The sequence below is a fragment of the Thiohalobacter thiocyanaticus genome, from assembly GCF_003932505.1.
Lineage (GTDB): Bacteria > Pseudomonadota > Gammaproteobacteria > Thiohalobacterales > Thiohalobacteraceae > Thiohalobacter > Thiohalobacter thiocyanaticus.
In genome coordinates, this window is sequence record NZ_QZMU01000001.1 from 2,266,653 (window position 1) to 2,288,667 (window position 22,015).

General features: G+C 66.5%; 22 protein-coding genes, 2 tRNA genes and 1 pseudogene. 17 read left to right on the forward strand and 8 right to left on the reverse strand.

The annotated features are described in order from the left end of the window. Positions 1-5: 5 nt before the first annotated feature. From gatC to gatB, 3 genes are all read left to right on the forward strand, one after another. The gene (gene gatC, locus D6C00_RS10685; RefSeq protein ID WP_125181713.1) at positions 6-293 is read left to right on the forward strand and encodes an Asp-tRNA(Asn)/Glu-tRNA(Gln) amidotransferase subunit GatC; all 288 of its coding nucleotides are present in this window, start codon (positions 6-8) and stop codon (positions 291-293) included. Between the two features lie 33 nt (positions 294-326). Beyond that, complete coding sequence (gene gatA, locus D6C00_RS10690) at positions 327-1,781, forward strand: Asp-tRNA(Asn)/Glu-tRNA(Gln) amidotransferase subunit GatA (protein ID WP_125181714.1); 1,455 nt, start codon at positions 327-329, stop codon at positions 1,779-1,781. Positions 1,782-1,994: 213 nt separating this feature from the next. Beyond that, positions 1,995-3,431 carry an Asp-tRNA(Asn)/Glu-tRNA(Gln) amidotransferase subunit GatB gene (gene gatB, locus D6C00_RS10695; protein WP_125181715.1) on the forward strand — a complete coding sequence of 479 codons (1,437 nt, stop codon included), beginning with the start codon at positions 1,995-1,997 and terminating at the stop codon, positions 3,429-3,431. A gap of 147 nt (positions 3,432-3,578) precedes the next feature. Here the strand turns inward: gatB and D6C00_RS10700 are convergent, their stop codons facing one another. Continuing rightward, the gene (locus D6C00_RS10700) at positions 3,579-4,013 is read right to left on the reverse strand and encodes a M67 family metallopeptidase (protein WP_125181716.1); all 435 of its coding nucleotides are present in this window, start codon (positions 4,011-4,013) and stop codon (positions 3,579-3,581) included. A 59-nt stretch (positions 4,014-4,072) separates the two neighbouring features. Here D6C00_RS10700 and D6C00_RS10705 point away from each other — a divergent pair, with 59 nt between their 5' ends. Further along, entirely contained in the window at positions 4,073-4,912 is an 840-nt protein-coding gene (locus D6C00_RS10705; RefSeq protein WP_125181717.1) for an HAD-IIB family hydrolase, read from the forward strand. A gap of 228 nt (positions 4,913-5,140) precedes the next feature. Here D6C00_RS10705 and D6C00_RS10710 read toward each other — a convergent pair whose 3' ends face one another. The 7 genes from D6C00_RS10710 to hemA all read right to left on the reverse strand — a co-directional run bounded on the left by D6C00_RS10710 (position 5,141) and on the right by hemA (position 10,977). Further along, positions 5,141-5,773 carry a DUF2238 domain-containing protein gene (locus D6C00_RS10710; protein WP_125181718.1) on the reverse strand — a complete coding sequence of 211 codons (633 nt, stop codon included), beginning with the start codon at positions 5,771-5,773 and terminating at the stop codon, positions 5,141-5,143. After that, the gene (locus tag D6C00_RS10715) at positions 5,770-6,213 is read right to left on the reverse strand and encodes a nuclear transport factor 2 family protein (protein ID WP_125181719.1); all 444 of its coding nucleotides are present in this window, start codon (positions 6,211-6,213) and stop codon (positions 5,770-5,772) included. Before D6C00_RS10715 ends, D6C00_RS10710 begins: the two co-directional genes overlap by 4 nt. Further along, the gene (locus D6C00_RS10720; protein WP_125181720.1) at positions 6,201-6,944 is read right to left on the reverse strand and encodes a HesA/MoeB/ThiF family protein; all 744 of its coding nucleotides are present in this window, start codon (positions 6,942-6,944) and stop codon (positions 6,201-6,203) included. Before D6C00_RS10720 ends, D6C00_RS10715 begins: the two co-directional genes overlap by 13 nt. Before the next feature lie 263 nt (positions 6,945-7,207). Continuing rightward, complete coding sequence (locus tag D6C00_RS10725) at positions 7,208-7,615, reverse strand: hypothetical protein (RefSeq protein ID WP_125181721.1); 408 nt, start codon at positions 7,613-7,615, stop codon at positions 7,208-7,210. A 48-nt stretch (positions 7,616-7,663) separates the two neighbouring features. Further along, positions 7,664-8,527 (reverse strand): peptide chain release factor N(5)-glutamine methyltransferase, encoded by an 864-nt coding sequence (prmC, locus tag D6C00_RS10730; RefSeq protein WP_125181722.1) that lies wholly within the window; start codon positions 8,525-8,527, stop codon positions 7,664-7,666. Continuing rightward, positions 8,517-9,602, reverse strand: coding sequence for a peptide chain release factor 1 (prfA, locus tag D6C00_RS10735; RefSeq protein ID WP_125181723.1), 1,086 nt, complete (start codon positions 9,600-9,602; stop codon positions 8,517-8,519). Before prfA ends, prmC begins: the two co-directional genes overlap by 11 nt. A 112-nt stretch (positions 9,603-9,714) precedes the next feature. After that, the gene (gene hemA, locus D6C00_RS10740) at positions 9,715-10,977 is read right to left on the reverse strand and encodes a glutamyl-tRNA reductase (protein WP_125181724.1); all 1,263 of its coding nucleotides are present in this window, start codon (positions 10,975-10,977) and stop codon (positions 9,715-9,717) included. A gap of 146 nt (positions 10,978-11,123) precedes the next feature. Between hemA and D6C00_RS10745 the strand changes: the two genes are divergently transcribed. The 13 genes and pseudogenes from D6C00_RS10745 (at position 11,124) to D6C00_RS10805 (ending at position 22,003) form a co-directional block, all read left to right on the forward strand. Continuing rightward, positions 11,124-12,890, forward strand: coding sequence for a tetratricopeptide repeat protein (locus tag D6C00_RS10745; protein WP_125181725.1), 1,767 nt, complete (start codon positions 11,124-11,126; stop codon positions 12,888-12,890). An 11-nt stretch (positions 12,891-12,901) separates the two neighbouring features. Continuing rightward, on the forward strand, positions 12,902-13,477 hold the full coding sequence (gene lolB / locus D6C00_RS10750) for a lipoprotein insertase outer membrane protein LolB (RefSeq protein WP_158675393.1): 576 nt from the start codon (positions 12,902-12,904) through the stop codon (positions 13,475-13,477). Continuing rightward, on the forward strand, positions 13,467-14,318 hold the full coding sequence (gene ispE / locus D6C00_RS10755; protein WP_125181727.1) for a 4-(cytidine 5'-diphospho)-2-C-methyl-D-erythritol kinase: 852 nt from the start codon (positions 13,467-13,469) through the stop codon (positions 14,316-14,318). Before lolB ends, ispE begins: the two co-directional genes overlap by 11 nt. A gap of 22 nt (positions 14,319-14,340) precedes the next feature. Beyond that, positions 14,341-14,415 (forward strand) — tRNA-Gln (locus D6C00_RS10760). 119 nt (positions 14,416-14,534) lie between these two features. Then, a complete protein-coding gene (locus D6C00_RS10765) occupies positions 14,535-15,473 on the forward strand; it encodes a ribose-phosphate diphosphokinase (RefSeq protein ID WP_125182441.1) in 939 nt (312 codons plus the stop codon). A gap of 93 nt (positions 15,474-15,566) precedes the next feature. Further along, positions 15,567-16,208, forward strand: a complete 642-nt coding sequence (locus D6C00_RS10770; protein ID WP_125181728.1) for a 50S ribosomal protein L25/general stress protein Ctc — start codon at positions 15,567-15,569, stop codon at positions 16,206-16,208. Between the two features lie 24 nt (positions 16,209-16,232). Beyond that, positions 16,233-16,841 (forward strand): aminoacyl-tRNA hydrolase, encoded by a 609-nt coding sequence (gene pth / locus D6C00_RS10775; protein WP_125181729.1) that lies wholly within the window; start codon positions 16,233-16,235, stop codon positions 16,839-16,841. Between the two features lie 19 nt (positions 16,842-16,860). Further along, entirely contained in the window at positions 16,861-17,952 is a 1,092-nt protein-coding gene (gene ychF / locus D6C00_RS10780) for a redox-regulated ATPase YchF (RefSeq protein WP_125181730.1), read from the forward strand. 71 nt (positions 17,953-18,023) lie between these two features. Next, a tRNA-Met gene (locus D6C00_RS10785) sits at positions 18,024-18,100 on the forward strand. A 451-nt stretch (positions 18,101-18,551) separates the two neighbouring features. Next, entirely contained in the window at positions 18,552-19,328 is a 777-nt protein-coding gene (locus D6C00_RS10790; RefSeq protein ID WP_125181731.1) for a sulfite exporter TauE/SafE family protein, read from the forward strand. Positions 19,329-19,389: 61 nt separating this feature from the next. Continuing rightward, positions 19,390-19,695, forward strand: coding sequence for a hypothetical protein (locus D6C00_RS10795; protein WP_125181732.1), 306 nt, complete (start codon positions 19,390-19,392; stop codon positions 19,693-19,695). After that, positions 19,695-20,860 (forward strand): annotated as a pseudogene (locus D6C00_RS10800) (trans-sulfuration enzyme family protein). The gene D6C00_RS10795 and the pseudogene D6C00_RS10800 overlap by 1 nt, the downstream one beginning before the upstream one ends. 108 nt (positions 20,861-20,968) lie before the next feature. After that, positions 20,969-22,003 (forward strand): cysteine desulfurase family protein, encoded by a 1,035-nt coding sequence (locus D6C00_RS10805; RefSeq protein ID WP_206609550.1) that lies wholly within the window; start codon positions 20,969-20,971, stop codon positions 22,001-22,003. Positions 22,004-22,015: the final 12 nt, after the last annotated feature.

A 22,015-nucleotide genomic window follows, 5' to 3' on the forward strand; every position in this document is an offset into this window, starting at 1 on the left:
CCGTCATGGCCCTGAAGCCAGCGGAAGTGGAAAAGATCGCCCATCTGGCCCGCCTGGCCATCGATCCGGTCGATGTCGATCAGTATGCCCGCAACCTGTCCGACATCCTGGCCTTCGTCGAACAGCTCGAAGCGGTGGACGCGGCCGATGTGACCCCCATGGCCCACCCCCTGGAAGCAACCCAGCGGCTGCGCCCGGATGTCGTCACCGAAACGGATCAGCGCACGCACTTCCAGGCCGGTGCCCCGGCCGTGGAGGCGGGCCTGTATCTGGTGCCGCGGGTCATCGAGTAAGACGTTCTTTCAGCGATCAGCAACGGATACCCCATGCATACCAAAACCCTGGCCGAGCTGGCCCGCGGCCTGCGTGACCGGGCCTTCTCCAGTGAGGAGCTGACCCGGCATTATCTCGAGCGCATCAAGCGCCACGACGGTCAGCTCAACAGCTTCATCACTCTGTGCGAGGACAGCGCCCTGGCGCGTGCCCGCGAGGCCGACATCCAGCTCGCTTCCGGCAAGCCGGGGCCGCTCGCCGGCATCCCCTTCGCCCACAAGGACATTTTCTGCACCGACGGCGTGCGCACCAGCTGCGGTTCACGCATGCTGGACAACTTCATCGCCCCCTATAATGCGACCGTCACCGAGCGGCTGCAGCAGGCCGGCGCCGTCATGCTGGGCAAGACCAACATGGACGAATTCGCCATGGGCTCGTCCAACGAAACCAGCTACTACGGTCCGGTGAACAATCCCTGGAATCCGGATACCGTCCCCGGCGGTTCCTCCGGCGGTTCGGCTGCCGCGGTGGCCGCCCGCCTGGCGCCGGCGTCCACCGGCACCGATACCGGTGGCTCCATCCGCCAGCCGGCCGCTCTGTGCGGCATCACCGGGCTCAAGCCGACCTATGGCCGGGTATCGCGCTACGGCATGATCGCCTTCGCCTCCAGTCTGGATCAGGCCGGACCCATGGCCGCCAGCGCCGAGGATGCCGCGCTCATGCTGCAGGCCATGGCCGGGTTCGACCCGCGCGACTCCACCTGCGTGGACCGGCCGGTGGAGGATTACAGCGCCGGGCTGAACAATGACATCCGGGGCCTGAGGATCGGTCTGCCGAAGGAGTACTTCGGCGAGGGCCTGGATCCCGCTGTGGCGAAGGTGGTCGAGGCCGCCATTGCGGAGCTGAAGCAGCTCGGCGCCGAGCCGGTGGAGATCAGCCTGCCCAACGCGGGCCTGGCCGTGCCCACCTATTATGTGGTCGCGCCGGCCGAATGCTCCTCGAATCTTTCCCGCTTTGACGGCGTGCGCTTCGGCTACCGCTGCGACAATCCGCGCGATCTGGAGGACCTGTACAAACGTTCCCGGGGCGAGGGTTTCGGCCCCGAGGTCAAGCGCCGCATCATGATCGGTACCTACGCCCTGTCGGCCGGCTACTACGACGCCTATTACCTCAAGGCCCAGCAGGCGCGGCATCTGATCGCCGACGACTTCAAGGCCGCCTTCGAGAAGGTGGACGTGATCGCCGGCCCCACCGCCCCGAACACGGCCTTCCGCCTGGGCGAGAAGGTCGACGACCCGGTGACCATGTACCTGTCGGATGTATTCACCATTGCCGTGAATCTGGCCGGCCTGCCCGGCATGTCGGTCCCGGCCGGCTTTGTCGAGGAACTGCCGGTGGGCCTGCAGCTGATCGGCAACTATTTCGAGGAAGACCGGCTGCTGAACGTGGCGCACCGTTACCAGCAGGTCACCGACTGGCATACGCGGATCCCGAAGGGGTTCGAGTGAGCTGGATGAATGGCCACGGAAAACACGGAAAGCACGGACATGTTAATAGTAATGTAGGTCGGGTTAGCGCAGCGTAACCCGACATGGGAGTGACCTACCGTGTCGGGTTACGCCCTGCCGGGCTAACCCGACCTACAGTCTATCCCTGATACGTGTTCAAAGCGGTTTTGCTTGTATCCTGTATCTTGCAACTTGTATCTGGAGTAAAGCGACATGCAATGGGAAGCAGTCATCGGCCTGGAGATCCACGCCCAGCTGGCGACGAAGAGCAAGATTTTCTCCGGCGCCTCGACCGCCTACGGCGCGGCACCCAACACCCAGGCCTGCGCGGTGGATCTGGGCCTGCCGGGCGTGCTGCCGGTGCTGAACGAGGAGGCGGTGCGCATGGCGGCCAGCTTCGGTCTGGCCACGCACGCGACCGTCGCCCCGCGCTCGGTGTTCGCGCGCAAGAACTACTTCTACCCCGACCTGCCCAAGGGCTATCAGATCAGTCAGTACGAGCTGCCCATCGTGCACACCGGCTATCTCGACATCGAGCTCGAGGACGGCGAGACCAGGCGCATCGGCATCACCCGCGCCCACCTGGAGGAGGACGCCGGCAAGTCACTGCACGAGGGTTTCCACGGGGTCACCGGCATCGATCTCAACCGCGCCGGCACCCCGTTGCTGGAAATCGTCTCCGAACCGGACCTGCGTTCGGCCAAGGAGGCCGTCGCCTACATGAAGAAGCTGCATTCGCTGGTGCGCTACCTGGAGATCTGCGACGGCAACATGCAGGAAGGCTCCTTCCGCTGTGATGCCAATGTCTCCATCCGACGCAGGGGCGAGCATCGCTTCGGTACCCGCGCCGAGATCAAGAACATCAACTCCTTCCGCTTCGTCGAGCGCGCCATCAACTTCGAGATCGAGCGTCAGATCGAGGTGCTGGAATCCGGCGGCGCCGTGGTGCAGGAGACGCGCCTGTACGATGCCGGCAAGGACGAGACCCGCTCCATGCGCACCAAGGAGGAGGCCAACGACTACCGCTATTTTCCCGACCCGGACCTGCTGCCGGTGGAGCTGGACGCGGCCTTCATCGAGGCGGTGCGCAAGACCCTGCCGGAGCTGCCGGACGCCAAAAAGAGCCGGTTCATGGAACAGTACGGCCTATCCGCCTATGACGCCGGCGTGCTCACCGCCAGCCGCGAAATGGCCGACTATTACGAGGCCGTGGTTGAAGCCTCGAAGGTGGAGGGCAAGCTGGCCGCCAACTGGGTGATGGGCGAGCTGTCCGCCGCGCTCAACAGGGACGGCATCGAGGTCGAGGACTCGCCCATCGATGCCCGGGCGTTCGCCGGCCTGCTCCAGCGCATCGGCGACAACACCATCTCCGGCAAGATCGCCAAGACGGTGTTCGAGGCCATGTGGGCCGGCGAGGGCGATGCCGATGCGGTGATCGAGGCCAAGGGCCTGAAGCAGATCACCGACACCGGTGCCATCGAGCAGATGATCCGCGAGGTCATCGAAGCCAACCCGCAGCAGGTCGAGCAGTATCGCTCCGGCAAGGACAAGCTGTTCGGCTTCTTCGTCGGCCAGGTGATGAAGGCATCCAAGGGCAAGGCCAACCCGGCCGAGGTCAACAAGCTGCTCAAGCAGCTGCTGGATGAATAAAGCGGCTTGTTGTAGAAGCCGCGAATAACGCGAATAACCCCGGTGGGTCCTCCGTCATTGCGAGCCGCGTCAGCGGCGCGGCAATCTCGTTAGGCTGTCGCCTCTGGGAGATTGCTTCGCGTTGCTCGCAATGACAATGGAGCGCATTCATTCACGTTCATTCGCGGCTGACCCAATTACGATTTCCGCTTCCTCGACACCACCTCCACCAATCCACCAGCCCCGCAGTTCGGGCGCATCCGCGTTCTGCAGCGAAATGATCAGGTTCAACGCCTCGGGGTAGGCGGCCTGTTCGATATCGACGGCCGAAGGCCGGGCCGGCGCATCGGGGTGGGAGTGGTAGATGGCGAACAGCGCCTCGCCGGCCTCGCGCATGGCACGCATGGCAGCAATCTGGCCGGTCGGATCGAGTTCGAAGCGCGATTGCGGGTGCCGGGCGACATTGTCCACCGGGTAGATCCGGTAACCTGAATCCGGCCGGTGACCGACCAGCCCGCAGACTTCCACCTCCGGTGCGGCCTGCGCGGCATCCAGCAGTGACTTGATCAGGGCGTGGGGCAGAGTGATACTGCGGTCAGGCATTGGGATACATTCAGTGATTCGATGCCCGCATGATAATCGCGCCCGCTCCGGAGCCCAACATGTCCGAACGCCTGCTGCTGTGCAGTGACCTCGACCGTACCCTGCTCCCCAATGGCAATCAGCCCGAATCCCCTGAAGCGCGGCCGCGCCTGCGTCGGTTGGCGCAACGGCCGGAGCTGGTGCTGGCCTATGTCTCGGGGCGCAACATCGACCTGATCGAGTCGGCCATCGAACAGTATCACCTGCCGCATCCGGCCTATGCCCTGGCCGACGTGGGCACTTCCATCTACCGCTGGCAGGGCGGCGACTGGCGCCTGTGGGAGAGCTGGCGGCAGAAGATCGGCCACGACTGGAAGCTGTATCGCAATCACGACCTGCGGCCCCTGCTGGACGACATCGAGGAACTGGCGCTGCAGGAGGAGACCAACCAGCACGATTACAAGCTCAGCTATTACGCCATGCCGGACCTGGTCGACAGCGGCGTGCTGCTGGAGCTGCGCCGGCGGCTGCGCGAGCTGCATATCGACTTCGAACTGGTGTGGAGCCTGGACGAGACCAGTAACACCGGGTTGCTGGATATCCTGCCGGCCAGTGCGACCAAGCTGGGTGCGGTGCGTTTCCTGATGCAGGAGCTGGACCTGGGCCGTCATCACACGGTGTTCGCCGGCGACAGCGGCAATGACCTGAATGTCCTGACCAGCGACATCTCCGGGGTGCTGGTGGCCAATGCCACCGATGCAGTGCGCCAACAGGCCCTGCGCGAGGCCGGGGCGCGCAACCAGACGGCGGCGCTGTACTGCGCCCACGGCGGCTTTCTCGACATGAACGGCAACTACAGCGCCGGGGTGCTGGAGGGGCTGGTGCATTTCCACCCCGAAGTCCGGAGCTGGATCGAATAATTTACACCGTAGGACGGACATGATGCCGGGAACGCTGCGCTTATCCCGACCTACGAACTTCAAACTGCAAAGGCGAAAAACGCGCGTTAAGGACTAATGTGTTGTTTCGCCTGTTATCGGGTCGCAGGGTGGTGGTCTGTGACGGAATAGCAGGATGCGTGATTTATGGGAACAAGCGTTGGAATTTGCATTCCCTTCGCGCGCCTTCATCGCCTTTGCGGTTTGTCTTTATTGATTGGAGGTGACCGCTGCCAACTGCCGATCATGCCACCGCGACAGTGTCAGCAGCGCCACCGCCGCCCCGAGCAGCGCCAGGGCCATGTCCGACTGGGTGTCCCACACATAGCCCTGGGTGCCGAGGAAGGATTCGACAGCCTGTTCGTTGAGCAGGGCCGCCCACCATTCGATCAGCTCGTAGAAGGCGCTGATGGCCAGGCAGATGGCGAGGATGATGGGCGCGAGCCAGGCACGCACCCGCACCACAGAAAAACGCAGCAGGATCTCGCGGGCGACGATGGCGGGGACAAGGCCCTGGGCGAAGTGACCCAGCTTGTCGAAATTGTTGCGCGGCCAGCCGAACCAGCCCCCGATCACGTCGAAGGCCGGTACCCGGGCATAGGTGTAGTGCCCGCCCACCATCAGGATGATGGCGAACAACAGGATCAGGACGTAGGCCAGCGGCGTGAGTGGAAAGCGCCGCCGGGTGGCGATGAGGATCGCCAGCCCGAGCATGGCCGGCGACACCTCCATCCACCAGGTCAGGCGGTCGTGGGGCTCGATGCCCGACCAGATCAGAACCCCGACATAGGTGATCAGCCACAGCCAGCCGGCCGGTCCGGGCAGGTACGGTGCGGCCCTCATCCGTTCCAGTCCAGTCGCTGCCAGTCCGCGTGCAGCACCTGCCAGTCACCGTCGGTGCGCCGCAGGCTGAGCTCCAGTCGCTGGCTGTCGAAGGCCAGCCGCCCGGTGTCGGCCGTGCCCAGCCACAGCTCGACCTCGGCCCGGTCGGGGGCAGGGAAGCGGATGTCCCGGATGCGGGTCAGCAGCTTCGGTTGCCGGTAGCGCAGGAACAGCAGATGCAGGCGCTTGAGAATGGCGTCGCGGTCGTTGCCATGGCCATCGCTGTAATCCGGTGCCAGGCGGTCGCGGAACAGATCCAGATCGCGGTCCCGGGCGGCCTGCCCGGCCGCCGCGATCAGTTCCCGGATGGCGGTTTCCGGGTCCTCGGGCGGCGCCTGGCCGCAGCCGATCAGAGATACTGCAAGCAGGGCGCTGACGGCGATGCGTTTCAGCCGGCGCATACGGGGCAGTCCGGGTCGGGGCGCAGCTTCAGGGTGCGCAGTTCCAGAGCCCGGCCGTCGAAGATCAGCAGCCGGCCGGCGAGCGGCTCGCCGATACCGGTGAGCACCTTGATCGCCTCCAGTGCCTGGAGGCTGCCGATGACGCCGACCACCGGCGCCAGTACGCCGTTCTCGGCGCAGGTCTGGTCGGCGTCCTCGCCGTCGCGGTACAGACACTGATAGCAGGGCCCTTCACCGAGATCGGCACGGAACACGCTCAGCTGGCCCTCGTAACGGATGGCCGCGCCCGCGACCAGGGGCCGGCCGGCCCGCCAGCAGGCGGCGTTGACGGCGAAGCGGGTGCTGAAATTGTCGCTGGCATCGATGACCAGGTCAGCGGCATCGACTGCTGCCAGCAGTTCCGCACCTTCCAGGCGCCGGGCGATCGGGAGGACCCGGGTATCCGGATTGACCTGTGCCAGCCGGTCACGCGCCGACTCCACCTTGGCCCGCCCCAGATCCTGCTGGCCGTGCAGGATCTGGCGCTGCAGGTTGCTCAGGTCCACTGCGTCCGGATCGGCGATATGCAGTTCACCTGTGCCGGCGGCAGCCAGATAGAGTGCGGCGGGCGAGCCCAGCCCGCCGGCCCCGATGATCAGCACCCGGGCGTCGGCCAGGCGCTGCTGCGCCTCGACGCCGAAGTCGGGCAGCATGATCTGACGGCTGTAGCGCAGGAGCTGCTCGTCGTTCATGGGTGGGAAATGCTCTGTGCTTGTATTGAACGGCATGGTAGCCGTTGTCGGGTCGCGGGTGAAGGTGTAGAGCTTTAAACCGAAAAGGCGAAAAAGGCGCGCGAAGGACCATAGAGGTCAGAGATGAATGGCACTCACATAAGCTGGAATTTCAGCCTGTTCGTCATTCCCGCGAAGGCGGGAATCCAGTGCCTGGCAGAGCAAATATACGCTGGATCCCCGCCTTCGCGGGGATGACGAAGCCAAAGTAAGTGCCATTCGGGTCAGAGATATCTGCGCCAGTGCTCCGGCCGCCCGTCGCGGCAGCCGTGCGGGCGCTGCTGGTATTTCTCGATGAAGATGGCCTCGGTGCAGTTGCCGTGACCGCGGCGGCAGCCGAGCTGCTCCTGCTGTGCCTCTTCGCTGTAATAGTAGAGGGCGCGCCTGAGCTTGATCATCAGGTTGTTGTCCAGGTGGAAACCGAGTTCCACCAGCAGTTCCTCGATTACCCGCAGGGTGAGCAGGGTGACGTCGTAGCTGACGTGCAGCAGTTCGGGGTGGGCCGGCTGGATGTGGAGCACGCCTTCCACGTTGCTCAGGATGAGCGCGGCCGCCTGGGCCTGGTGCGGCTCATGGTGGGGGCCGCGAAACAGAATCTCGCGGTGTTTGATGTGTTCCAGAGGCTCGCTCATGACCCCATGCTAGCCGCGCCGGTGGGAGAATCAAGCAAATTTGCGCCTTCAGTCGCCACCCGCATGGCGGGCCGCCGTGGCGCGTGGCCGGCCGGCCAGGTCAGCGCGGCATTCGATATCATAAAACTCTTTTTCTTTCAATAGGATGTCGACGGCTTCGGCCTGGTCGAAACCGTGTTCCAGCACCAGCCAGCCGCCGGGTTCCAGGTGATCGGGCGCGGCCGCGATCAGCCGCCGGAGGTCGTCCAGACCGGCGGGGCCGGCCGCCAGGGCGCCGCGCGGCTCGAAGCGTACGTCGCCGGCTTGCAGGTGCGGATCGGCCTCGGCCACATAGGGTGGATTGCTGACGATGAGCCGGAAGCGCCGGCCGGCGAGCGGTGCGAACCAGTCGCCTTCGAGCAGTTCCAGGTTGCTCACGCCAAGGTGCTTGCAGTTGCGCCGGGCCACGGCCAGGGCAGCGGCGGAGTTATCGGTGGCGGTCACCCGGCAGCCCGGGCGTTCCCGGGCCAGCATCAGGGCCAGCGCCCCGCTGCCGGTGCCGAGATCCAGCAGCGCCCAGTCGGCATCGGACGGGATTTTTTCCAGCGCCAGTTCCAGGGTGATTTCGGTCTCGGGCCGCGGGATCAGGGTGTCGGGGCTGACCTCCAGTTCCTGCGACCAGAATTCGCGCCGGCCCAGCAGGTGGGCGACGGGCCGGCCTTCCAGGCGCCGGGCCAGCAGGGCGTCGGCCTGGGCGCGTTGCGCGGGCTCGAGGGTGTCGTCGCCATGGGCATAGAGATAACTGCGGGGCCGGTCCAGGGCATGGCCTAACAGGATCTGGGCATCCAGGTGCGGGGAGTCGCTGCCGGCCTCGCTCAGTCGCTGCGCGGCCCGACGCAGCCAGTCCTGCAGGGTCGGGTGTTCAGTCGGCATGGATGGCGGCCAGCTGATCGGCCTGGTATTCGCTGATCAGCGGGTCGATTACCGGGTCCAGATTGCCGGCCAGGATGTCGTCGAGTTTGTGCAGGGTCAGGTTGATGCGGTGATCGGTGACCCGGCCCTGGGGGAAGTTGTAGGTGCGGATGCGCTCGGAGCGGTCGCCGCTGCCGACCAGCGAGCGCCGGGTCCGGGCCTGTTCGGCCGCGCGCCGGTCGAGTTCCATCTGTTCCAGCTTGGCCGCCAGCAGCGACAGGGCCCGGGCCTTGTTCTTGTGCTGGGAGCGCTCGTCCTGGCACTCGACCACAATGCCGCTGGGCAGGTGGGTCAGGCGCACGGCCGAATCGGTGCGGTTCACGTGCTGGCCGCCGGCGCCGGAGGCGCGGTAGGTGTCCACCCGCAGCTCGGCGGGATTGATGTCCACCGCCTCGGCGGCTTCCAGTTCCGGCAGTACCGCCACGGTGGCGGCCGAGGTGTGGATGCGGCCCTGGGATTCGGTCTCCGGCACCCGCTGGACCCGGTGTGCCCCGGATTCGAACTTGAGCCGCGAGTAGGCGCCCTGGCCGACGATGCGGGCGATGACCTCCCTGTAGCCGCCGTGCTCGCCCGGGGACTCGCTCAGGATCTCCACTTTCCAGTTATGCAATTCGGCGTAGCGGCTGTACATGCGCAGCAGGTCGCCGGCGAAGATGGCGGCCTCGTCGCCGCCGGTGCCGGCCCGGATCTCGAGAAAGATGTTGCTGTTGTCGTGCGGATCCTTCGGTAGCAGGTGCTTCTGCAGTTCCAGTTCCAGCGCCTCGAGACGTTCGCCCGTCGCCCGGCGTTCCTGCTCGGCCATCTCGCGCACCTCGGGGTCGGGGTCGTCGAGCATCTGTTCTGCGCTTGCCAGGTCGTTCTGTGCCCGGCGGTAGTCGCGGTAGCACTTGATCACCGGCTCCAGCTGGCTGTATTCCATCGACAGGCTGCGGAAGCGGTTCTGGTCGGCAATCACCTCGGGCTCGGACAGCAGGGCGCTGATCTCCTGGAAACGGTCGCTCAGGTTGTCGAGTTTGGTGTGGATCGAGCTTTTCATGCGGATATGTACACGAATCGCGCAGCGATCCCTGCACCCCCTCTCCCTCCGGGAGAGGGCCGGGGTGAGGGTGCCGGGGCTGAAATCGCGGGCATGAGATCAGGCCGGGCTGTCATTGTCCGGGATCGTCCAGGTCGAACAACTCGCGCGCCGCCTCGATCAGATCGGCACGGCCGTCATAGCCGGCCTGGCGCAGATTGACGCTGGGTGCGTGCAGCAGCTTGTTGGTCAGCGTGTGAGCCAGGAATTCCAGCACTGCTTCGGGGTCCCGGCCCTGGCGCAGCTGGGCCAGGGCCTTGTCCAGTACCTCCCGGCGGCGGGCATCGGCCTGGTCGCGGCAGGCGCGAATGGTCTGCACCGCATCCAGCGAGCGCAGCCAGCCATAGAAGTGCGCGGCCTGCACCTCGACGATCTCCTCGGCCTGATGGGCCGCCTCGCGGCGCGATTTGAGACCTTCCTGGATTACCAGCTGCAGGTCATCGATGGAATAGAGATAGACGTCCTCCAGTTCGCCCACCGCGGGGTCGATGTCGCGCGGCACGGCGATATCGACCATGAACACCGGCTTGTGCTTGCGCGATTTCAGTGCGGCCTTGATCGCGTCGCGCCGCAGCACCGGTGTCTGGCTGGCGGTGGAGGCGATGATGATGTCGGCCTCGGCCAGATGGGCGGGGATCTCGTCCAGGGCGATGGCATAGCCGTTGAACTGGGTCGCCAGGGCGTGGGCGCGTTCGACCGTGCGATTGGCAATGATCATGCGCCCGAGCTGCTGTTCGTGCAGGTGACGAGCGGCCAGCTCGATGGTCTCGCCGGCCCCGATGAGCAGGGCGGTGGTCTCGCTGAGGTCCCCGTAGATCTGCCGGGCCAGGCGTACGGCGGCGAAGGCCACCGAGACCGGGCTGGCGCCGATGGCGGTGTCGGTACGGATCTGTTTGGCCACACTGAAGGTGTGCTGGAACAGCCGGTTGAGCAGGTGGGAGACGGTGCCTGTCTCGGCGGCGGCCTGGAAGGCCTCCTTCAGCTGGCCCAGGATCTGGGGCTCGCCAAGCACCATGGAGTCCAGCCCGGAGGAGACCCGCAGCAGATGTTTGACCGCGTCCAGATCCGGGTGCACATAGACATAGGGCTGGAGCTGTTCGCGTCCCAGATGGTGGTAGGCCGACAGCCAGTCCAGGATCGGCTGGTGCTCGGCCTGGTCGAGGTGGCAGTAGATCTCGGTGCGGTTGCAGGTCGACAGGATCGCCCCTTCCTGCACCCCGGGCAGGCCGGTCAGCTCACGCAGGGCCTCGGGCATGCGCTCGGCCGGAAAGGCCACGCGCTCGCGGATATCGACCGGTGCGGTGCGGTGATTGATGCCGAGTGCGATCAGGGACATGGAAGGGCTGGCGGATTCAGTCGAACCGGAAATTCTGCGGGATGTGTCAGGGGATTACAAGGCGGGCAGAATCGCGGGTTGATAGAAATCGGGCCGCAAGTCATCGTACACTGAACTTTTCACCACGCATTGGCACAATACCCTTCATGAAGACTTCTATTCCGATCCTGGCCGGGCTGCTGGCCGCGCTGCTGCTGGGCGGCTGCCAGCACCTGCAAAATCCGGGCGTGGCCCTGCCGGCGGAGACCGGACCGGCCGCGCCGGAGGCAGCGGAGGCGCCACGCCAACTCGTTACCGCTGCCCCGCCAGCGGCCGCCAAGCCGGCCGAGGCGCTTTCCGGCGAGGTCCTGTTCGATATCCTGCTGGGCGAGATTGCCGGTCAGCGCAACCGCCTGGACGTCTCGGTCGAACACTACCTGCAGGCCGCCGAGGCCAGCCGCGATCCGCGCGTGGCCGAACGGGCCCTGCGTATCGCCGCCTTCGCCAAGGATGAGCAGGCCGCCCTGGCGGCGTCGCGGCGCTGGGTGGAGCTGGATCCCGACAGCCTGGATGCGCGCCAGTCATTGGCAGTGCTGGCGCTGCGTGTCGGCATCGAGGACGAGGCCTTCACCCAGCTGGAGCATATCATCACCGAACTGGGCGCCGGCGACCAGGCCTTCACCGCGGTCACGGGTCTGCTGGCCCGTGACGAGGACCGGCAGGCGGCCCTGCAGCTGATGCAGCGCCTGGCGCAACAGCACCCGGACCTGCCTGATGCCCACCTGGCACTGAGCCGTCTGGCCCAGCACGCCGGCGAGCCGGAGGTGGGGCTGGCCGCCGCGCAGCGGGCCCTGACGCTGCGCCCCGACTGGCCCGAGGCCCTGATCCAGCGGGCCCGGCTGCGGGTGCAGAAGGGGGATCAGGAACAGGCACTGCAGGAACTGGCCGCCGCGGTCGAGCGCCAGCCCGAGGCGCCGGGGCTGCGCATGACCTATGCCCGGCTGCTGCTGGATGCGCGCCAATTACAGGCCGCCGAACAGCAGTTCGAAAGGATCGTCGAGCAGAATCCGGAACACGGTGATGCCGTCTATTCCCTGGGTCTGCTGGCATTGGAAGCGGAGCGTTACGAGGCCGCCAGGGAGCATTTCGAGCGCCTGCTGGAGTTGGGCGGGCGCAACCAGGAATCGCGTTATTACCTGGGCCGCATCGCCGAGGCGCGTGACGCGCCCGAGGCCGCGATCGACTGGTACGACCGGGTGCGCGAGGGCGAATATCTGATGGATGCCCAGGTGCGCTCGGCCCGACTGCGGGCGCAGTTGGGGGATCTGGAGGCGGCGCGACGTCAGCTGCACGGCATGCGGGTGCGCAACCCGGAGCTTGCCGTCCAGCTCTATGTGGTCGAGGGCGAGCTGCTGGTCATGGCCGGCGAGGCCCGGCAGGCGATGGACCTGTATGACTCGGTACTCGAGGACATGCCCGACAGCGCCGATCTGCTCTATGCCCGTGCCCTGCTGGCCGAGAAGCTGGACCGCCTGGAACAGACCGAGCAGGATCTGCGCCGGGTGCTGGAGCTGGAGCCGGACAACGCCCCCGCTCTCAACGCCCTCGGCTATACCCTGGCCGACCGGACCGACCGCTATCGCGAGGCCCTCATTTATATAGAAAAGGCCCTGGCCCTGCGGCCCGAGGATCCGGCGATTCTCGACAGCATGGGCTGGGTGCAGTACCGCCTCGGCAACCTGGAGCAGGCCGAGCAATACCTGCGCCGGGCGCTGGAGCAGGCCCGGGACGGTGAGATCGCCGCTCATCTGGGCGAGGTTCTGTGGCAGCAGGGCCGGCAGGACGAGGCCCGCCGGGTGTGGGAGGCCGCCCGCGAGGCCGATGCCGACAGTCCGGTTCTGGAGCGGACCATGCAGCGCTTCCTCCAGCCCTGATGCCTGGAATCGTGCTGCGGATCAGCGGGCTGGTGCTGGTGCTGGCGCTGACAGGATGCAGTGGTCTGACAACCCGCGAGCCCGAAGCGGTACCGGCCGCGGATGCCTGGATCCTGGAAGGACGTATCGCCCTGCGGCTGGAAGACGAGGGCTGGCATGCCGGCGTGCTGTGGGAGCAGCGGCCTGACACCTATTACATCCGCCTGCAGGGCCCGCTGGGCCAGGGCGCGCTGGAGCTGACCGGCAGCGCGGCCGGCGTGGTGCTGGAACGCGCCGACGGCCGCGTCAGTCAGGCCCGCGACCCGGACATCCTGCTGTACCAGGAGACCGGCTGGCAGCTGCCGGTGAGCGGGCTGCGTCACTGGGTGCGTGGCCGGCCGGTGCCGGGCCTCGACGCCCGCAGCCGCCGGGACGGGCAGGGCCGGCTGGCCGAGCTGCACCAGGCAGGCTGGATTATCCGCTACACGGATTTTTTCGCCGCGGGCGCGCTGCCGCGCCGGATCGAGCTGGCCAACGGCGGGGTGCGGGTCAAGCTGCTCATCGACCAGTGGCGGCGTCTGCCGGTCGGGACGGACGATGAAGGCTGAGTCCGGCTGGCCGGCACCGGCGAAGCTCAATCTGTTCCTGCACATCACCGGCCGCCGGCCGGACGGCTATCATACCCTGCAGAGCCTGTTCCAGTTCCTGGACCATGGGGACCGGCTGGATTTCACCCTCATCGATGTGCCTGATGTGCGCTTGCTTACCCCCCTGCCAGGCGTGGCGCCGGCGCAGGATCTCACCGTGCGCGCCGCCCGTCTGCTGCAGCAGCGGGCCGGGGTAAGCCGGGGCGTGGCGATCCGTCTGGACAAGCGGCTGCCGCTGGGCGGCGGGCTGGGCGGCGGCAGCTCGGATGCCGCCACCACCCTGGTGGTGCTCAACCGGCTGTGGGAGGCGGGCCTGGACGAGGATGCCCTGGCCGCCCTGGGGCTGGAGCTGGGCGCCGATGTGCCGGTGTTCGTGCGCGGCCGGGCCGCCTGGGCCGAGGGTGTGGGCGAGCGGCTGGAGCCGGTCGAGGTTCCCGAGCCCTGGTACCTGGTCATTGTTCCGCCGGTGAGTGTCGCCACCGCCGAGGTGTTCCGCCACCCGGAATTGACACGGGATTCCCGCCCAATCACAATATCCGACTTTCTCGCGGGCCGGTCGCACAATGATTGCGAGGCCATTGTGCGTCAGCTTCATCCCGAGATCGCCGCTGCGCTGGACTGGTTGAACGGCCGGACGCGGGCGCGTCTGACCGGCACCGGCGCCTGTGTGTTCGGCGCCTTTGACGACCGCGCCGCCGCCCTGGCCGCGCAGCAGGCCATGCCCGCCGGCTGGGAGGGGTTCATCGCCCGGGGCTGCAACCGCTCGCCGCTGCATGCCGCGCTGGAAGCGAGCCGGATGTAGTTGTCGCTTTACCCATGAACATTGGGGCGTAGCCAAGCGGTAAGGCACTGGTTTTTGGTATCAGCATGCGCAGGTTCGAATCCTGCCGCCCCAGCCAAACACATCACCGGTCAGCGGCACGACCCGCTGGCCGTTTTTTAACCGGCCCAGTCAATGAACCGGATGGTAGCTGCAGACAACAGACGAGGCAGGATGGTACCCGACGTCGACGGTCGCATGATGGTCTTCGCCGGCAATGCCAATCCACAGCTGGCGCAGAACATCGTCAACCACCTGCGCCTGCCGCTGGGCAAGGCGGTGGTGGGCCGGTTCAGCGACGGTGAGGTGATGGTCGAGATCATGGAGAACGTCCGCGGCAAGGACGTCTTCATTGTGCAGCCGACCTGCGAGCCGACCAATGACAACCTGATGGAACTGCTGGTCATGGTCGATGCGCTGCGCCGCTCCTCGGCCAGCCGGATCACGACGGTGATGCCTTATTTCGGCTACGCCCGCCAGGACCGGCGGCCGCGCTCGGCGCGGGTGCCGATCACCGCCAAGGTGGTGGCCGACATGATCTGCAAGGTCGGCGCCGACCGGGTGGTGACGGTCGATCTGCACGCCGATCAGATCCAGGGATTCTTCGACATCCCGGTGGACAATGTATATGCCTCGCCGATCCTGCTCGGCGACATCTGGCGCAACAAGCATCCCGACCTGATGGTGGTCTCACCGGACGTCGGCGGCGTGGTGCGCGCCCGGGCCCTGGCCAAGCGCCTGGACGACGCGGACCTGGCCATCATCGACAAGCGTCGCCCGCGGGCCAACGTCTCGCAGGTGATGCATATCATCGGTGACGTCGAGGGCCGCGACTGCGTGCTGATCGACGACCTGGTCGATACCGCCGGCACCCTGTGCAAGGCGGCCGGGGCGCTCAAGGAGCACGGGGCCTCGCGGGTGACCGCCTACTGTACCCATCCGGTGCTGTCCGGGGCGGCGATCAAGAACATCGAAAGCTCGCTGCTCGACGAGCTGGTGGTGACCGACACCATCCCGCTGCGGCCCGACGCGCAGAAGTGTTCGCGTATCCGTCAGCTCAGCATCGCCGAGATGCTGGGCGAGACGCTGCGCCGCATCAGTCAGGAAGAATCCGTCAGTTCGCTGTTCATGGACTGACGCCGGACAGGCCCGGCCTGTCCGTTACGGCCTCCCCTGGTCGCGGGGGAGCAAACGCAACGCCGCCGGTGGCGGCAACGGGAGTGCAACAACATGAGTATTTCATTCGATCTGGACGCCGAGCTGCGTTCCGACAAGGGGAAAGGTGCGAGCCGCCGCCTGCGTCGGGCCGGCAGACTGCCGGCGATTCTCTACGGCGGCAGCGAGCCGCCCATGCCGCTGACCCTGGACCATGACAAGGTCCTGCACAGCCTGGACTACGAGGCCTTCTATTCGCACATCCTCAAGGTCAAGGTCGACGGCCAGACCCACACGGCCGTGCTGCGTGACCTGCAGCGCCATCCCTACAAGCCCACCCTGGTGCATGTGGACCTGCAGCGCGTGAGCGGCGAGGACACCATCCACATGCTGATCCCGCTGCACATCATCGGCCAGGAGGCCTCGCCGGGGCTGAAGGCCAGCGGCCTGCTGTCGCATGAGCTGACCGAGGTGGACATCACCTGCAAGGCGAAGGACCTGCCCGAGTACATCGAGGTCGATATCTCCGGCCTGGACCTGAACGAGACCATCCACCTCTCCGATCTGAAACTGCCGGCCGGTGCCCAGGCCAGCGAGCTGCTCAAGGGCGAGGAGCACGACCTGCCGGTGGTGAGCATCCATCCGCGCAAGGGCGGCGGTGAGGAGGAAGCGGCCGAAGGCGAGGCCGCCGAGGGCGAGGGTGAGGGCGAGGCCTGAAGCCGAGCCCACGGAGAGACGCGCTTGTCCGCCGTAGCCCTCATCGTCGGGCTGGGAAACCCCGGTGCCAAGTACGACCAGACCCGGCATAACGCCGGGTTCTGGTTTCTGGACGGGCTGGCCCGGCGCTTCCATTGCACGCTGAATCCGGAGAATCGCTTCCACGGCGAGGCCGGGCGCTGCGATATCGATGACGTCGATTGCCGGCTGCTCAGGCCGACCACCTACATGAACCGCAGCGGTCAGTCGGTGGCCGCCCTGGCCGGGTTCTTCAAGATCCCCCCCGAGGCCATCCTGGTGGTGCACGACGAACTGGACCTGGAGCCGGGCACGGTACGGCTCAAGCGCGGCGGTGGCCACGGCGGACACAACGGCCTGCGCGACATTACCAGTGCGCTGGGCAGCAAGGAGTTCCTGCGGCTGCGGGTGGGCATCGGCCACCCCGGTCACCGCGACGACGTGGTCAACTATGTGCTGAACAGACCCAGCGCCGAGGACCGCATCGCCATCGACGCCGCCATCGAGTCCGCCCTGCTGCAGGTGCCGGCCATCGTGCGCGGCGATCATGAGGCGGCCATGAACGCACTGCATCGCCGACCGGAACGCAACGGCGACACTGCCATCAACAGCTGATCAGTCAACAGGGCAAATTATGGGAATCCAATGCGGTATCGTGGGCCTGCCCAATGTCGGCAAGTCCACCCTGTTCAATGCCCTTACCCAGGCCGGGATCCAGGCCGAGAACTATCCCTTCTGCACCATCGATCCCAATGTGGGCGTGGTGCCGGTGCCCGACCCCCGGCTCGACCGGCTGGCCGCGATCGTCAAGCCGCAGCAGGTGCTGCCGGCCACGGTGGAATTCGTCGACATCGCGGGTCTGGTGGCCGGCGCCTCGAAGGGCGAGGGGCTGGGCAACAAGTTCCTGGCCAACATCCGCGAGACCGACGCCATCGCCCATGTGGTGCGCTGCTTTGAGGACGAGAACGTCATCCACGTGGCCGGGCGCATCCATCCGCTGGATGATATCGACATCATCAACACCGAGCTGGCGCTGGCCGACATGGAAAGCGTGGACAAGGCGCTCACGCGCACCGCCAAGGTGGCCAAGAGCGGCGACAAGGACGCGCGGGCCAGACTGGCCGTGCTGGAGAAGGTCAAGACCCATCTGGATGCCGGCCACCCGGTGCGCTCGCTGGAGCTGTCCGCGGACGAACGCAAGCAGCTGCACGACCTGCATCTGCTCACCATCAAGCCCACCCTCTACATCGCCAACGTGGCCGAGGACGGCTTCGACAATAACCCGCATCTGGAGGCCGTGCGCGAGCTGGCCGCAAACGAAGGCGCCGAGGTGGTGCCGGTGTGCGCCGCCATCGAGGCCGAACTGGTCGCCCTGGACGAGGACGAGCGGGCCGTCTTCCTGGAGGAACTGGGCCAGGACGAGCCGGGCCTGAACCGGGTCATCCGCGCCGCCTACCGGCTGCTGGGGCTGCAGACCTATTTCACCGTCGGGCCCAAGGAGGTGCGTGCCTGGACCATCCGCGTGGGCGACACCGCCCCCCGGGCCGCCGCCGCCATTCACACTGACTTCGAGAAGGGTTTCATCCGCGCCGAGGTCACTGCCTACGACGACTTCATCGCCTGCAATGGCGAGCAGGGCGCCAAGGAGGCCGGCAAGCTGCGCCTGGAGGGCAAGGAATACGTGGTCCACGACGGTGACGTGATGCACTTCCGCTTCAATGTCTGAACCTGCCGGGGGCGGTCCGGGAGTGGACATCCGCCCCCCGAACCCCTAGAATTCCGCCTCTTCCCGAATACGGCTACGTAGCTCAGCTGGTTAGAGCACATCACTCATAATGATGGGGTCCCCTGTTCGAATCAGGGCGTAGCCACCATTTCCCTTCTCTGAAACATTCAGGCCAATGGTCCTGGCGCGGCGCTGGGCGACGGTTTCCTGCCCGTCGCCGGGCAGGGCTGTCCGGGCCGGCTGATTGCCACCTTCCCTTTCCGAGCCCGGCCTCGCAGCCCGCTGAACGATTGAATGTCACCAGCCACCCGGCTTCGCGCGGCTGCGTGGCCGAACTGTCCTTTCGGATTTCCCCTGCTCTCTTTCCGTTCCTGGCCAAAGGCCGGCGGTTGCGGCGGCCCTGTCACTGGCCTGCGGCGGCCATGATTAATCGAATAATTTCATTATGTTATTAAAATAATCGTGGGTGGTTGGAGATGCCGCTTGAAATCACTGGCCAGGCATGATCTAGTATTCAATAAATCAATTGAATAATTGTGTAGCGAGGTTGGCGGCCGTCCTCCGGGCAGCTGGTCTTTTAAATCGAAGAGGAAACGCCAATGAGTCTTGCAGCCATACTCGCCGGCCTCGCCACCGGCATCGTGCTCGGTATCTTCGGCAGCGGCGGCTCCATCGTCACCACACCCGCCCTGCTGTATCTGTTGCATGTCGAACCCAAATCGGCCATCGCCATGAGTCTGGGCATCGTGGCCATCACCGCCACCCTGACCGCGCTTCAGCACTGGCACAAGGGCAATGTTAATCTCAAGGTGACTGCCGTGTTCGGCCTGTTCGGGATCTTCGGCACCTATGCCGGTGCCCGGCTGGGCGTGATCACACCGGTCGTGATTCAGCTCACCCTGTTCGCCCTGGTGATGTACGCCGCGGCCTGGCGCATGCTCAGGCCCGCGCGGCCGCATCGCTCGGTCGGTGCAGCCGCTGTCGCGGTGCAGGACGAGGTGTGCAGTTCGGGGCGCTGCATGGTGCATATCGCCGGCCACGGAATCGTGGTCGGCCTGCTGACCGGCATGGTCGGCGTGGGCGGCGGTTTTCTCATCGTCCCCGCCCTGGTGCTGCTCTCAGGTCTGCCCATGAAGCAGGCCATCGGCACCTCGCTGGCGATCGTGGCGATCAAGTCCTATGGCGGCTTTGCCGGCTATGTGGGGGACGTGCCCATCGATTACCCGCTGATGGCGGTGTTTACCGCGGTGGCCATCGCCGGCAGCGTGGTGGGGACCCGCTTCGCCAGCCGTCTCTCGGGCGCTGCGCTCAAGCGCGGCTTTGCTGTCTTCCTGATACTGGTGGCCAGCTACATCCTGGCCAACCAGATATTCTGATACGGCATCGGCGGAACCCGCCCGGTGCTATCCTTGCACTGCACCAGACCGGAGGTTGGCGATGGAGATCACCCTGTTACTGAAGGACCCGCCCGGCGGCCGCTGCCGGCTGTACCGGGCCTATGCCGAGGCCCTGACGGAACACGCCCAGGCGCAATGCCACGAAAGGTTCGATGGTCTGCCGCAGCAGCCGGAGCTGCAGGCGCCGGCCATGCTCATCGACGGCGAGGTGGTGATACCGGAGGACGGGGTGCTGCTCTCGCCACAGGACATCGGCAGGACGCTTGCAGACACGCATCCCGAGGCGGCGCGGTTGGAAGCGGTCCTGGAGTCAACGTTGGAAACCTGCATGCAGGAGTGGAGTTGATGAAGAAAGACGATGCCGGCTTGTCGACCCGCTGCGTTCATGCCGGTGAGCTGGACGACCCCAACGGCAGCCCGCACACACCTGTCTATACCACGACCACCTTCAAATTCCCCGACACCGCCGCCCTGCTCGACGTGGTGGAAGGGCGCAGGGAAGGCAGCCTGTATACCCGTTACGGGCTCAATCCCACCATCCGCAGCCTGGAAGCGAAACTGGCCAGCCTGGAGGGGGCGGAGGCGGCCCTGGCCTTCAGTTCCGGCATGGGGGCGGAGGCCGCGCTGTTTCTTGCCCACGGCCGCGAGGGGGTGATCTGCCTCGGCGATGCCTATGGCGGCACCCTGGAGCTGCTGGCCGAACAGCTGCCCCAGCTCGGCATCCGCACTGCGTTCGTGCTGGGTGGTGAACTGGACCGCCTCGACCATCTTCTCGCCGTGGGCTTCGGGATGGTGTTTCTGGAGACCCCCACCAACCCGGTGCTGGAGGTCTTCGACATCGCCGCCCTGGCGGAGAAGGCGCATGCCCACGGTGCCCGGCTGGCGGTAGACAACACCTTCGCCTCGCCGGTCAATCAGCAGCCGCTGGCCCTGGGGGCGGATTTCGTGGTGCACAGCGCGACCAAGTACCTGGGCGGGCACAGCGACCTGACCGCCGGCGCCCTGATGGGGCCGCAGGCGCTGCTGGAGCCGGTCTGGGGCTGGCGCAAGAACCTCGGCACCATGCCGGCACCGGAGACCTGCAATCTGCTCGCCCGCAGCTTGCGCACCCTGGTGGTGCGGGTGCGTCAGCAGAACGCAAGCGCCCAGCGCATCGCCGAGGCCATGGCAGGCCACCCGCGGGTCCGCCGCGTGCTGTATCCCGGGCTGCCCGACTTTCCCGGGCATGCACTCGCCGCCCGCCAGATGTCCGGCTTCGGCGGCATGCTCACCCTCGAACTCGATGCCGATACCGCCGCCACCACGGCGGTGGTGGACCGCCTCGGGTTGTTCGCCATCGCCCCCAGCCTGGGCGGGGTGGAAACCTGGTCACCCAGCCGGTCACCACCACCCATCACGGCCTGAGCGAGGCCGAGCGCACCCGCCGCGGTATCAGCGGCAGCATGATCCGGCTTTCGGTGGGGCTGGAGGATACACAGGATCTGATCGCCGATCTGGAGCAGGCCCTGTGAGTGAACCTATCTATCTGGATTACAACGCCACCACGCCGATCGACCCGGCCGTGGTCGAGGCCATGCTGGCGTATCTGCGCGAGCATTTCGGCAACCCGTCCTCCGATCATGCCTACGGCCGGCGGGCGGCACAGGCGGTGGCCGGGGCCAGGGGAAGAGATCGCTGGCCTGATCGGCGCTCCGCCCGGGAGCCTGTATTTCACCGGCTGCGCCACCGAGGCCAACAACCTGGCCCTGCGTGGCGTGGCCCGGGCCCTGCGCGGGCGGGGCCGGCACCTGATCATCTCCGCTGTGGAGCACCCTTCGGTGATCGGACCGGCCGAGCGGCTGCGCGCCGACGGCTGGGCGGTCACGGTCCTGCCGGTGGATGAGTACGGTCAGGTCGATCCGCAGGCGCTGGAGGCGGCCCTGCGTCCCGACACGGTGCTGGTGTCGGTGATGCTGGCCAACAACGAGGTCGGTACCCTGCAGCCTGTCGCCGAACTGGCAGAAATGACCCGGCCGCGCGGCATCCTGCTGCATACGGATGCCGCCCAGGCGGTGGGCAAGATCCCGGTGAAGGTCGACGAGCTCGGCGTGGACCTGCTGACCCTCGCCGGGCACAAGTTCTATGCACCCAAGGGTGTGGGCGCGCTGTACGTGCGGCCCGGCACGCCCATCGAGCCGCTGCTGGTCGGCGGCGGCCAGGAGCAGGGCCTGCGCCCGGGCACCGAGAATGTCCCCCACATCGTCGCCCTGGGCGCGGCGGCGCGCCTGGCCGCGGCGGGTCTGACTGCGGAGGCCCAGCGCCTGCGGGGCCTGCGCGACCGTCTGCACGCCCGGCTGCAGGCAGTCATTCCGGGGCTGCGGCTCAACGGCCATCCCGACCAGCGCCTGTCCAACACCCTCAACCTGTCCTTCCCGGAGGTCACCGGTCGTGCCCTGCTGGATGCGGTGGCGGACAGTATTGCGGCCTCGGTCGGCTCGGCCTGCCACGCGGACAGCGACGCGGTCAGCGGCGTCCTGGCGGCGATGGGATGCACAGCCGAACAGGCCCGGGGCGCGGTGCGGCTGTCCGTGGGGCGGTTCACGGCTGACGGGGATATCGACCGGGCGGCGGAAGTATTGCTGAATGCGCATGCGGGGCTTTCCGCGCGGGACTGATTTCCCGGGCTG